This window comes from Shewanella atlantica (assembly GCF_003966265.1).
Classification (GTDB): domain Bacteria; phylum Pseudomonadota; class Gammaproteobacteria; order Enterobacterales; family Shewanellaceae; genus Shewanella; species Shewanella atlantica.
Genome location: NZ_RXNV01000015.1, coordinates 37745 through 49979 on the forward strand (window position 1 = coordinate 37745; position 12235 = coordinate 49979).

The 12235-nt window shown below is 46.0% G+C and carries 12 protein-coding genes; 6 read left to right on the top strand and 6 right to left on the bottom strand.

The annotated features are described in order from the left end of the window. The first annotated feature begins 32 nt into the window (after positions 1-32). Positions 33-1682 (top strand): electron transfer flavoprotein-ubiquinone oxidoreductase, encoded by a 1650-nt coding sequence (locus EKG39_RS19920; protein WP_126507760.1) that lies wholly within the window; start codon positions 33-35, stop codon positions 1680-1682. 291 nt (positions 1683-1973) lie between these two features. After that, positions 1974-3890, top strand: a complete 1917-nt coding sequence (locus EKG39_RS19925) for a methyl-accepting chemotaxis protein (protein WP_126507761.1) — start codon at positions 1974-1976, stop codon at positions 3888-3890. A 132-nt stretch (positions 3891-4022) separates the two neighbouring features. Here EKG39_RS19925 and EKG39_RS19930 read toward each other — a convergent pair whose 3' ends face one another. Both EKG39_RS19930 and EKG39_RS19935 read right to left on the bottom strand, forming a co-directional pair. Next, the gene (locus tag EKG39_RS19930; RefSeq protein ID WP_126507803.1) at positions 4023-4349 is read right to left on the bottom strand and encodes a DUF4870 domain-containing protein; all 327 of its coding nucleotides are present in this window, start codon (positions 4347-4349) and stop codon (positions 4023-4025) included. Between the two features lie 54 nt (positions 4350-4403). Then, complete coding sequence (locus EKG39_RS19935) at positions 4404-5102, bottom strand: MOSC domain-containing protein (RefSeq protein WP_126507762.1); 699 nt, start codon at positions 5100-5102, stop codon at positions 4404-4406. A gap of 158 nt (positions 5103-5260) precedes the next feature. Here EKG39_RS19935 and EKG39_RS19940 point away from each other — a divergent pair, with 158 nt between their 5' ends. The 4 genes from EKG39_RS19940 (at position 5261) to EKG39_RS19955 (ending at position 8547) form a co-directional block, all read left to right on the top strand. Then, on the top strand, positions 5261-5713 hold the full coding sequence (locus EKG39_RS19940) for a CC0125/CC1285 family lipoprotein (protein WP_126507763.1): 453 nt from the start codon (positions 5261-5263) through the stop codon (positions 5711-5713). 75 nt (positions 5714-5788) lie between these two features. Continuing rightward, on the top strand, positions 5789-6517 hold the full coding sequence (locus tag EKG39_RS19945; RefSeq protein WP_484385938.1) for a response regulator: 729 nt from the start codon (positions 5789-5791) through the stop codon (positions 6515-6517). Between the two features lie 26 nt (positions 6518-6543). Further along, complete coding sequence (locus EKG39_RS19950; RefSeq protein WP_126507764.1) at positions 6544-7827, top strand: ATP-binding protein; 1284 nt, start codon at positions 6544-6546, stop codon at positions 7825-7827. A 183-nt stretch (positions 7828-8010) separates the two neighbouring features. Next, complete coding sequence (locus EKG39_RS19955) at positions 8011-8547, top strand: hypothetical protein (RefSeq protein ID WP_126507765.1); 537 nt, start codon at positions 8011-8013, stop codon at positions 8545-8547. Positions 8548-8563: 16 nt separating this feature from the next. Here the strand turns inward: EKG39_RS19955 and EKG39_RS19960 are convergent, their stop codons facing one another. The 4 genes from EKG39_RS19960 to EKG39_RS19975 all read right to left on the bottom strand — a co-directional run bounded on the left by EKG39_RS19960 (position 8564) and on the right by EKG39_RS19975 (position 12157). Continuing rightward, positions 8564-10021: a sensor domain-containing diguanylate cyclase gene (locus EKG39_RS19960; protein ID WP_126507766.1), complete on the bottom strand. Its 1458-nt coding sequence runs from the start codon at positions 10019-10021 to the stop codon at positions 8564-8566. A gap of 329 nt (positions 10022-10350) precedes the next feature. Next, positions 10351-11190, bottom strand: coding sequence for a PfkB family carbohydrate kinase (locus tag EKG39_RS19965; protein ID WP_126507767.1), 840 nt, complete (start codon positions 11188-11190; stop codon positions 10351-10353). A gap of 110 nt (positions 11191-11300) precedes the next feature. Next, positions 11301-11858 (bottom strand): GNAT family N-acetyltransferase, encoded by a 558-nt coding sequence (locus EKG39_RS19970; RefSeq protein ID WP_126507768.1) that lies wholly within the window; start codon positions 11856-11858, stop codon positions 11301-11303. A 20-nt stretch (positions 11859-11878) separates the two neighbouring features. Then, positions 11879-12157: a putative quinol monooxygenase gene (locus EKG39_RS19975; RefSeq protein WP_126507769.1), complete on the bottom strand. Its 279-nt coding sequence runs from the start codon at positions 12155-12157 to the stop codon at positions 11879-11881. Positions 12158-12235 lie beyond the last annotated feature (78 nt).

Here is a 12235-nt window from a genome sequence, read left to right on the forward strand (position 1 = left end):
ACGGGGAGAAGTGACCGATTAGAGGTGAAGTGATGGAACGCGAATCGATGGAGTTCGACGTCGTCATCGTTGGAGCAGGCCCCGCAGGCTTGGCAACAGCGTGTCGACTTATGCAGGTATCGAAAGACAGTGGCCAGGAAATTACTGTCTGTGTTGTAGAAAAAGGCTCGGAAGTTGGGGCTCATATTCTCTCTGGCGCGGTATTTGAACCTAAAGTGCTGGATGAACTATTCTCCGACTGGCATGAAAAAGGCGCACCACTTCACACAGCCGTCAAATCTGATGAGATCCATATGTTGAGCTCGGCGACCGCTTCACGCGCCATGCCCAACTCGCTTCTGCCAAAAACGATGCATAATGAAGGTAACTACATCATTAGCGTAGGCAATCTGGCACGCTGGCTAGCCGAACGTGCCGAAGAGCTTGGCGTCGAAATATTTCCGGGCTTTCCGGCAAGTGAACTGCTCTTTAATGAAGATGGAAGTGTCAAAGGGATCTTGATTGGTGACATGGGCATAGGTACCGATGGAGAGCCTAAAGATAGCTTTGAACCCGGCATGGAGCTTCACGCAAAATATACTGTCTTCAGTGAAGGTTGTCGTGGCCATTTAGGCAAACAACTCATCGAGAAGTATCACTTAGATAATGGCAAGACACCACAGCACTACGGCTTAGGCTTTAAAGAGATCTGGAAAGTTCCCGGCGAACAACATGAACAGGGCAAGGTGGTTCATACTGGCGGCTGGCCATTAACCGAAGGCGCATCGGGTGGTGGTTACCTCTATCACCTCGAAGATAATCAAATCGCAGTGGGCCTTATTGTCGACCTGAACTATCAAAATCCGCACCTGAGTCCATTCGATGAGTTCCAGCGCTATAAGACCCACCCGGTCATCTCAAAATACCTGACCGGAGGCGAGCGCATAAGCTATGGCGCACGAGCGATCACTAAAGGTGGCTTAAACTCCCTGCCTAAGATGAGCTTCCCCGGAGGGCTTATTATTGGTTGTAATGCCGGCACCCTGAACTTTGCTAAGGTCAAAGGCACTCATACTGCCATGAAGAGCGGCATGTTGGCGGCAGAAACAATCGCACAGGCGCTTATGGCTGGGGTTGAGGGTGGTAAAGATCTCGACTGCTTCAATGGCAGATTCGAAGAAAGCTGGTTACAGGATGAGTTATATAAATCTCGTAACTTCGGTCCTGCAATGCATAAATTTGGTACCTACCTCGGCGGTGCCTTCAACTATATTGACCAAAACTGGTTTGGTGGCAAGTTCCCCATCACCTTAAGGGATGAGAAACCTGACTATGCTCAAATGGCAGATGTAAGTAGCTATAGTAAGATTGACTACCCTAAACCCGACGGAAAGCTGAGTTTCGATAAACTCTCTTCGGTTTACCTTTCAAATACCTTTCACGAAGAAGATCAGCTGTGTCACCTTCGACTCAAGGATGCACGTATCCCTATCGATGTGAACTTAGTCAGGTTTGATGAACCCGCTCAGCGCTATTGTCCTGCAGGAGTTTATGAGATTATTGAAGAGGAAGGCGAAAGCAAATTCGTCATCAATGCTCAAAACTGCATTCACTGTAAAACCTGCGATATCAAAGATCCTAGCCAGAATATCACCTGGGTGAGCCCGGAGGGAGGCGGTGGGCCAAACTACCCCAATATGTAGCTCATAAGTGGCAAAAAAAGCGCGCTCATCGGAGCGCGTTTTTTTCATGAATTAAAATCAGACGTTGCAATCGAGTCAAAAAATAACCATAATCCTCTTCTCTAATAAAAGCGTTACAAAACAAGCAAACGCTAATTTTTTCTTTCAGAAAAAAAATCCAATATCCTACTAAACTAATATCTGAACGGCTCGATAAACTGTTTAGAGTTCTCTATTTTATTACCAGATCACAGGCTCCATGACTTTGGTAACCGAAGTCCAATCGGTTCAAAAATAAGCAGGTTGCTAACTATGAAATTTAATATGCTCACAATTAAACAAAAGATATTGCTTACGGTTACGCTCGCCGTGTTGTTATCCACGATTCTGGTTGGGGTGCTCAGTCAGCGCAGTGCGAAGGACATTGTAGAGCAGAGAATGTTAGGCTCAGAGATGCCAAACATGTTACAGCAGATCCGTAACAAGGTTGAACTCGATATTTCAACCTTAATGAATGCCGCCGAGCAACTTGCTAATAGCCGCATGTTAATCCAATGGTTAGAAGATGGCCGCCCCGCAGAAAGTGAAGACTTAGTCACCAATCAACTAAAAGATATCACTCAGCAATATGGTCTCGCCCAAGCGTCATTCGCCGATCGTGAAACCGCCGCATACTATACTCAGGATGGTTTCTTGCGTGAGCTCACTCCATCTCAAGATGGCTGGTTCTTCGACTATAAAAACAGTGGCACGGAGCGGATGCTCAATGTCTTTACCGAAGCCAATGGTGATGTGAAGCTATTTATCAACTACCAGCAACCTAATGGCAGAGGCCTGGTCGGCTTAGCTAAATCTCTGGATGATATGGTCAGATTGCTCGCCTCCTTTAAAATTGAAGAGTCCGGCTTTGTTTATCTCGTAGATGCCAAGGGACAGGTCAAATTACATCAAGATACGGCAAAAATTGGTAATGCTGATCTCAATAGCTTCTATCAGAACAGCAATACCAATAGCCTGCTTAATCGCAGTGACTTCAGCTTACTGAAAACCGAGGTAGATGGTGAGGCGATGCTTGTCGCCAGTAGCTATATCCCCTCTATGGATTGGTATTTGATTGCACAGGTACCGGAGGGTGAGGTTTTTGCGCTGCTGGAAGAGTCTGCATACAAGATCTTAATATGGACGATGCTCATTGCCGCAGGCTTCATTGTATTAGCCACCTTTGTTGCCGGCTCAGTCAGTCGCCCCATATCTGTAGTAGCTTCAATGCTGCAAGATATTGGTGAGGGTGAAGGTGACCTGCGTCAACGCCTGCCCGTCGAAGGTAATGATGAGCTAACTCAGCTTGCAAAGGGGTTTAACAGCTTTATCAGTAAAATCCAGGGCTCTATCATTGAAGTAACCGAAACCAGTGAACAATTAAGCCTATCGGCAAAAGATGTCGCCAATCAGGCACAACAGACCCTGTCTGATAGTCAGTTGCAGAAAGATCAGACCATGATGGTGGTTACCGCTATCAATGAGATGGGAGCAACGGTTAACGAAATCGCCGGTAATGCCGCTAAGGCCGCCGATACCGCAAGAAATGCCGATACCGAATCCAATACTGGCCAGGTTGTTGTCACCCGTGCCCGTGATACGATCAACCAACTATCGAATGATGTAGAGCAAGTCGGAGAGGTTATTGAATCTTTAGCGACTCATACTAAATCCATTGGCGGTATCTTAGATGTTATCCGCGCCGTATCTGAACAGACCAACCTACTCGCACTGAACGCCGCAATCGAAGCGGCACGAGCAGGTGAAGCGGGACGTGGATTTGCAGTCGTCGCCGATGAAGTTCGTAACCTTGCCTCGCGCACGGCTGAGTCGACCAATGAAGTACAGATCATGATCGATAAGTTACAGTCAGAGGCTGGCAGAGCAGTCGATGCCATGACCCAGAGTCGTTCCCGCTCGATTGAAGGTGTGACAGCCGTCGATGAGGCGAGTCAGTCGCTATCGGGGATCAGTGAGCAGATTGGTCATATCACAGACATGAACATTCAGGTGGCCGCAGCGACGGAAGAGCAATCAACCGTGGTTGAAGATATCAACCGCAATGTCACCGAGATCAGTGATATAACACAAAGAACTGCGGACACGTCTGAAGCTGTCGCTCAGGCGAGTCAATCACTCAATCAACTTGCTCATCGCTTGGACACTTTGGTGGCGGGCTTTAAGGTATAACGGCAAGAAGAGCAAAGATGACGCGGTGCTGGAAGATGGCCTTCGGCCTAATCGACACTCACGTTATTCTGGCTCTAAAAAAACCAGTGACGAGTTTGCGAGCTTTCCGGGGGTAGCCCCCGGAAACCGCAACTAGTTTCGCGGTTTGATAAACTTGATGGTCATAGGGTATTTGTAACATATTCCCTCACTGGCCTTCATCGCCGCAATAATCGTCACCACGATATCGAACACAGCCAAAAAGCCAACCAGAATAAAGCCTATTCCTACAAACATAAGCACAAAACCAATCATCACATAGATCATCATGCTGATCTTAAAGTTCAAACAGTTACGTCCACACTCATCGACAAATTTAATCTCATCACGCTGCATCAGCCAAACGATTAAAGGACCTAAAATGCTTCCAAACGGTATAATGTAGCCGGCAAAACTGGCGACATGAACCACGATCCCCATGTTTTTCTCACCTTGCGTCAACGCTTGATCTGTCACCTTTTCTTCTCCCTGAAATTAATCTGCCTGCGGACCAAACAGACGCATCTGCCAGTCCTCCATTTTTTGAGTTGCTAATCTTCTTTGTAAGCTGTTAACCCAAGAGCTGGCAAGGCCTTCACAGGAAGCCAGCCTGTCATAGGCGCTAGCATCAAACTCAGATGCAAAGTAGATTGCCATCGCTTCCCTAACGCTGATGTCACTACGGCGTTCGATCAGTGAAACGCCATTATCATGAAAGATATGACCGGGCTTAAGCACGCGATAAAACCAACCACACAGGCCACTGGTCTGCATCGCATAAGCAAACTCTTTATGGCCAAATTGATGATTTAACTTAAAGCATGGCGATCTGGGTTGCGTCACCTGCAGCTCAACATCACCAATGGCTATAATATCACCAATATAGACCTGATTCTCATCCAAGCCAACGGTACTGATGTTCTCCCCCATCGCAGGGGCATCCTTAAACTGAGCCATCATATCCCAGCGACGATACTGCCCGTAATGTTCACGGGGAAAATGATGCAACACACGATCAGGCCCTCCATGGTGACGAGGATCGGCCTGAGCATCACCTAGCACAGTCTCAATTCTGACATCTAACTCGGTAGCAGCCACTTTTTGATCTATGCCGCTGGGAATGCCAGACTCAAGACAGGTTCCACTACCAAGGTACAACCCAGATAACCGGTTTACGAGTACACCTTTCGACATTCACTCTACTCCTGATTACATAACCGACAAGTTATTCCGTCCTGCTCGCCTTTACAAAGCGACGACATACCCATACATGTTGATTCTACCTTTTCCGCTTACTAAAAATAACAATAAGCACACCAAGCTTGCTTATCAATACTTTTAAAGGAACATTTATGCTTTACGCTCGCCGCTTTGCTATTGCCGTCCTACTCACTTTATATGTTTCAGGCTGTGCAACCTCCTACGATACTAAGAAATCTTTTTGGACTTTCGGTAAAGGTTTCGATGTAGCTCAAGTGGATGTAAACAGTTGGGAAATCGGCTTCGTTGGCAATATCAATACTGACAGAGCACTTACACGAAAGTATATAATCAAGAAGGCTGCAGAGCTGGTAGCACAAGGGGGATATCCCTATTTCATCCTGGAAAATGAAAGAGTTGATACAGATGAGGTCAGTTCAACGAGCTCAGGTTATAAAGATAAACACTCTATATCTAATTTTGGTAGTACTTTTCATGAAACAACCACTTCAGTAGAAGTGATAGGATTAATGGGTAACAAAAACCAAAAAACAAAAGTTTACAACGCTCAATACATCATCGACCATGTCCATTTTGACGACTGATTTTCTGCAGGTGCAGGTTAGAAATAAAATTTTATTTCTAACTTGTTTGTCTCATATACGCTAGGAGTGGTAGATTTGTCCGATATAACGCTCGATGCTCAGGAAGAGATGAACAATATAACCGCCGTACTCGTTGAAGATGATGAGAAGATCAGTGAACTGCTGTCATGTTATCTGGAGAAGCAAAATATTCGGGTCACTTGCGTCAATGATGGTGCCGACGCCGTCGCAACCATCATAGATATACAGCCAGATATTGTGATTCTCGATCTTATGCTGCCGAATGTGGATGGATTTACTATTTGTCGTCAAATTCAACCGCAATACCATGGCAAGTTGCTCTTTCTTACTGCCAGTGAAGACGACATGGATCAGGTCGCCGCACTGGAAATGGGGGCAGATGACTTTGTCGTAAAACCTGTGCAGCCCAGGGTGCTTCTCGCCCGACTTCGCATGCTACTCAGGCGCCATGCCGATAGTCCAAAGCCAGTGTCTAAAGAGCTCACATTTGGTGAACTCTATCTGGATAATCAGCGCAAACAATGCCGTCTGGGAACGGTAGATGCTAAGCTCACCAGCAGTGAGTTCGATCTGCTCTGGCTACTAGCTAGCCATGCCGACGAGGTGTTATCCCGTGACTTCTTAGTCAAGACAATTCGCGGCATCGAATACGATGGCATAGACCGCACCATAGATAACAAGATAGTGGTATTGCGCAAGAAGCTCGGTGATAATCCGGCCCTGCCAAGGAAAATAATCACGGTACGGGCCAAGGGCTATCTGTTTGTACCGGACCGCTGGTAAGTTAACTAAGAGTCACTGGAAAACTGATGAAGCGACTGTTTCTACTATCTTATGGAACCATCTTAATTACCTTTTTCATCGCCATGATAGCGATGGATCAACTTGAGCTTTTCTCTACCGACGAACTTGAAGATATTGCATTTGGCAATGAGATATCAGCAACTGCAGGCCTGCTGACTGAGATAGCCGAGCTCAAGGGTCAAGCTCAGGCAGAGCGTTCATTTAAAAGGTTCGCAGATAAGATGCACTTAACCTTAGAAACTTATGAGGAAAGCAGTTCCGAGATCAGTAAGGAGATAAAGGCACACCTCTCAGACAGGAATTTCTTTATCGAAGATGCCGAAGAAGATATTGCCTATCTGGTCTTTGGTGATAAACAAAAGATCTATCTAATTGCTGACGATATGAGCTCCCCATTTATGCAGCAGATGCGTAATAAGGAGTGGCTGATACTGGTGGAGATCTGTACGTCACTCGCTATCATTACTTTTATCGTTCTCTTCTTTCTGGCCAGAAGGTTACGTCGGTTGGAGAATACTTATATTGCCTTCGCCGATGGCGACTTTACCGCCAGAGCATCGACTAAGATGTTCCATAACGTGGGTAAGTTAAATAACACTTTCAATATTATGGCCGACCGAATTTCACAGCTCATCAGTAGTAACCGAAACCTGACCAACGCCGTTGCACATGAATTCAGAACGCCTATTTTTCGAATTCAATGTAATCTGGATATGCTCGATGATTCAAAAGTGCGCCCCGATCAAATGCCTCACCTCGAAGGGATCCAGTCTGATCTGAACGAACTTAACAGCATGGTCGAAGAGTTATTACACTTCTCTAAGCTGGAACGCCTGGATACCAGCTTACCATTGGAACCGACCGACATAGGCCACCTGCTTGAGAAGCAGCTTAACCACCTCCAATTTGAAACCGAGGCTAAACTCACCCTGCACGTCACAGACAACTGCATAGCACCGGTATCGGTGAGGGCATTGCAGCGCGCATTGGGAAATGTCATCCGTAATGGCTATAAATATGCGAACTCTGAAGTGAGAATATCGCTACAGGCAAGCCCGGAAGAGCTCCACATAGCTATTGAAAATGACGGCCCTGATATTCCCATTAAAGACAGAGAAACCATTTTTGACCCCTTCGTTCGCCTGGACAAATCGAGAGACAGACAAAGCGGCGGACATGGACTGGGTTTAGCTATCACTAAGCAGATAATAAAACAGCACAAGGGCCGCATCTACATCTCTGACAGTAAGATGGGCGGAGCCTGTTTCAATATCAAGCTACCATTATAGTCCTCAGCAGATGACCATAAACATATAGAGACCTCCTACGGCACTCAGCTAATTGCATCCTGGCTTTTCTCCGGAGAGTGAGCTCGGTCTATGTCAGGGATATTGGCATACAAACTCATACATACTCATTCTGGTTCACCTTGCATATCCTTAGCATAATGAGATTTCAATGCTGGAGGCCATATGAAGTGTATATTTCTCACCACAATGCTAATCGCCGCAACGCTTAGCAATAAGGAGGCACACGCCCCCCAAATAGCACCGCATCTGGTAGCCTCTGATGCTATAGATAACCACATCGAAGAGTATTATCGTCAGCGACAAGCTTTGGTTCTCAATTTCAAGAACCATAACCATCCAATCCACCTAATAAAAATCACCAAAACGGCACTAATAGTAGGCTACGAAAATGGAATAGTAGTAATGGGGTTCAATCAGACTAAGGGGCAACCGACGAGCCAACTGAGTGTTTATGAAGGCCAGTTTGATTCAAGCCCATTTGATTCGAAAAAGTTTGATATCACATCCCTAGAAAATGCCGACAAAATATATGCCTCCACCGATGTCTCCATTGCTCAGGATAAAAATAATCAGATCTATATTAGTAAACTAAAGGAACACAATGGTTCAGAATCTTTCACGGCAAGAGTCGTTTTTAACAAGACTCTGATGGCTGGACCTCAATATCATTCGAATATTGAATCGATAGACCGAAATTAAAACAGAGCCGGGCTACTCAATGGGAGAGAACTACCTGATCGCGTCCCAACTCTTTTGCTTGATAAAGAGCAACATCGGCACGATTTATCAACTCATTAGGCTTTTCGGTGTGATTATATTCCGCAACTCCAGAGCTCACAGTCACACAGATCTCATGCTCATTGACTCTAATCTTTCGCTTGGCAATTTTTCCCCTGATCCGCTCTGCGACGTCGACGGCGTGGCTTAACTCCAGGTTTGGCAGCAATAACAGAAACTCTTCTCCTCCCCAGCGACAAACCACATCTTTCTCTCTTAGCTGATTTTTTAATACGCTGCTCACTGTTTTAATCACCAGATCACCTATGTTGTGACCATAAGTGTCATTCACCCTCTTAAAGAGATCGATATCGAGTAAAATAATTGAAACCGGAGCCTCATTCTCATCGGCCTCGACCATCGCCTTTGCAAAATACTCTTCGAATACTTGCCGATTGGCAACGCCCGTCAGTTTATCTGTCGAAGCCATAAACTCCAGTTTTCGCTGGTAGCGCCCCAGCGTTAAGTTTGCGACCAATAAAATACCGATAGTCACAATAAAGCTGATGGCAAGGTTCGCCCAAAAGGTGGTTAGTAATCTCTTCTCACTATCGACCTCCTCCTGTTCAACCATCAAGTACCATTTAAACTCAGGGACTAAACGGCTATTAAGATAGACTGTTTTCCCATCCCGAATATAGGACAATGACGCACTCGGACTGGTCAGAATGCGTGTTGCCAGCTTTTCCAGCCCCTTAGTACCCTGTATTGTCTCCTCCCCGGAAAAAGCTTCACCATGAAGAGTGACACGACCCTCTCGGTCAACAAAATAGACATGCCTGTTATAGCGCTTCTCATATCGTTCAATTAAGGTTCTAACTCTATCTACGGCAAGACCTACCCCGGTAACACCTATAAACCCACCTTCGAAATCGAAAACTTTATAATTAACGTACACGACAGTCTTCTCGTCGTCGGTGGAACCCGGACCTATATTAACTTCATAAAGCTCTGAAGTGGCTAGTGATCTAACTCGAAAATACCACGCATCTTCGGGATCAATATCTTTAATCTGTTTCAGGATACCTGAGGAGTGGTAGTAATTTCTGGATTTTTCAGATACGAAAAAACTGGTCACGGTATCGTATTTATCCTGAATTTCTCTAAGGTAATGGATCAGCTTCTCTGGCCGCTCCTCTCTATTAATCGTCCAATCACGAACAAAGGTATCCTGTGCCATCAACGAGGAGATAAAGATGGGTTGCAACAAGTCTTGTTGAATTTCCGAATAGATATTGTCACTGGTCAGAGGTAAGGTATTTTCTTCAATTTGCTCACTCAGAGAACTATGGGCAACTTGATAACTGATCCCGCTGGTCGCGATGAAGGCACCGAAAAGCAGAACGGAGAGGATCCAGACAAACTTTTTCTTGTCATTCCAAATTGTCTTACCCATCTACAATTATCCTGTTATGAACACTCACCTTCCACATGGCATATCCCCGCTGAACTCGAATAGCGGATCTGTAGCATCGAATTTAAGCATAGTCGTAAATGAGTCAGGAGATGATCAGATAAACCAATCAGATAAAAAAATGCCCCGTTGGGGGAACGGGGCAAACAGATGAAAAACAGCTAAAAACTATGAAAGAACAGCAGTAGGAGAACCCATAGCCCAGAGAATAGAAGGCAGGTGTCACAGCCGAATGACAGAAAAGTGATACATTTATGACAAGCTCCCCACTCTGCAAAGTAAATTTAAAGTTTTAAGCCAATAGCCTGATCTCATCCATTCAGATATTGTTTCAATGCCGCTCCGGGAATGGAGCTAGGAGTCGCAACCGCAAAGGCGGCCCAGGTCGAGCCCTCTTTCATCGAGTCGGTGATTGTCAGACCTGTCGCCAACCCATGAATTAGCCCCGAAGCATAAGCATCGCCGGCCCCGGTAGTATCGACAACCTCAGAAGTTACCGCCGCGACGGTTTGGCAACCGTCCTCACTGTACAAATACGCGCCGTCGACCCCATCAGTCACAATAAAATACTTCAATGACTCTCCGGCAATACTCTGTCCGTACTCCCAGGTAGACAGCTCACTTCGTCCCTGCATATCAGTTTTTGATGCAATCAATATATGACAGGGTCTGAGACGCTCATCCTTGGCAAGTTGCGCCAGAACTAAGCTGTGATTCAAAGCCGTTTTCGCCCAGCTCACCGAGCCTTCTGCCGATGAATTAAAGTATACGGCATCCCATTGATCCCATACCGGAGGAGCCGGCAGCTCAAAGACAGGCCTTTGTGGACGAATAATCGTTCGCTCGCCATCGGGAGTCATCACCAACAACATCTCACAGCTGCTCTCCTCATGGCGCTGAATAAGGTGGCAATCGATCCCCTGAGTGCTTGCTTCGGCAAGTAGCCAATCACCAATCTTATCGCGACCGACCTGGCTTACTAATGCAACTCTATGATTTGCCCACACCAATCCCAGTCCGGTATTAGCTCCACCGCCACCCAACCTTTGTCCTCCATCTTGATAGTGAAATCGCCCGCCCGTCTGCAGAGGCTTATCGAGCTCTAAGATTCGATCACAATTCAAGTTAGCAACCAGAAGGATATTAGCCATTGATGCTCCAGAAAGTAGATATCATCTAATGATGGTAAAGGAATATAGGCCGGACGCATATTCCCAAATAGTAGAAAGTGTGCAGACATCTATATTTATTAATATAAATATTACCCTCCATGTCCCGTTCTCCACTCGGAGGCTAACATGGCATACTGAAACTCGCTGCCCCAGGAACCTTTAAAGAAAACATTTTCAATGAAGTGCGCCTCCCGACGGAGCCCGACTCTCTCGAGCAGTAACCATGAAGGCACATTGTCACTGTCTGTGGTTGCAATGACTCGATGGGGTTTTAACTCACTGAACAGATAAGCCAACAGCCCTAAAACAGCCTCAGATGCATAGCCTTGCCCCTGAAAATCAGGGGCAAAGGTAAAACCTATCTCAATCTGTTGTCCATCGATAAAATGTACCGCAAGATCCCCCAACATCTGTTGAGAGTCTTTTTCTCCTTTCGTTACAATCGCCAATTGAAACCAGTGGCCCACGGTAGCAAAGGGGACCTTCTTCATCTCTTCATACAGGGCCAATGCATCCTGATAACGGTATTCGGTCCAACTCTGGTAGCGGGCGACCTCAGGTAGGGCGCGATATTCAGCGAATGCCTCTAGATCGGCAGACTCGAACTCTCTACAAATAATACGTTCAGTCTGGAACAATGGTTTCATTTTCAACTCCAAAACAAATATCAGGCTTGGTAATATCGACCAGTGGGCGCCGCGGCAAAAAGAGACATTGCAGCTTGCATCTCATCTTGAGGAAAGTGTTCTACTGAGGCTCGATGATCTTCGATTGAAACCCAGCGCTCTATTACGGCAAACTGCATCGGCTCATCTTGCCTGCTTAGTACCTCATAGGAGATGCAACCTTTCGAACCAGTAATATAGGCGGTGAGGGATATTAAAAACTGATGTAAGGCGTCACCCTGCCCCTCAGCAGCCTGAAACTCTCCTATTCGAACAATCATTTAGACTTCCCTTCCTCAAAAATTAGCCTCTGATCTCCCAAATTACCTGAAAAGAAAATATTAGCAACAAGACCTTAC